At 58.8% G+C, this 813-nt stretch carries 1 pseudogene; it reads left to right on the forward strand.

The features are described 5' to 3' along the window. Nucleotides 1-573, forward strand: a pseudogene (locus BP858_RS12175) (hypothetical protein); the annotation flags it as partial. Between the last annotated feature and the right edge of the window lie 240 nt (nucleotides 574-813).

Consider the following 813-nt stretch of genomic DNA (forward strand, 5'->3'; position numbering starts at 1 on the left):
AACTTCTCCTACACCCCGATCAGCAATTTCTGGCGCGACCAGGGGTACATCTGGCAGTACGGCTACACCAACGTCACCGGGGCAGGAGGGCTCCAGACGCCGCTTGATTACGCGGATATGGACAAGGTCCGCGAGGCTGCGGAGAGATCAGGATTTGCTGGGTCGCTCATCGAGATCGAGCACGATGGGCGGTATGATAATAATGACAACTACAACTGCACCGATGTCAGGATATGGGTCGTGACGTTCGAGCCCGATAAGAAACACTACTTCGCGAGCGGAAACGGCGTCGGGACGCTCTCTCTGAATGCGGCGGTGGAGGATATACGAATCACTCCGTCCCCTAACACCATAGAGATTGCAGTCAACACGGGCCTCCCGGTCCCGCTGAACACATCGTTGTGGGCGAAGTGCAACGAGACGTTCCATGCGATGAATGAAACCTACGCGAACGTCGAGAACTGTACGTTCTCCCCCAAAGAAGACCTGGTGACGCTCACCTTCACCGACAGCGAACACGTGCCCGAGCGCGTAACCCTCCGCTTGGTCCGGGTTGTCGTCTCCGCCCGTTGAGGACGCATATCAGGCCGGGATCGCCGGAAGTTGTGCGTAGAGTTATAGTTCCAACAGTGCAAACACTCGCGGTGATCAGGAAGCGTCGGAGATGAACCTGAAAGGCTGGATCGAACACGACGGAGTGCGGCTCTCCCCCGCCGACGTGGAGCGGATGCTCAAAGAGGGGCCTGAGCCCCTCAAGAGATGCGGCGGCGAGTTCCTGCTCACCTGGGACGACTGCACCGCCCGCGACGCCTT

The sequence above is a fragment of the Methanoculleus sp. UBA413 genome, from assembly GCF_002502935.1.
Taxonomy (GTDB): domain Archaea; phylum Halobacteriota; class Methanomicrobia; order Methanomicrobiales; family Methanoculleaceae; genus Methanoculleus; species Methanoculleus bourgensis.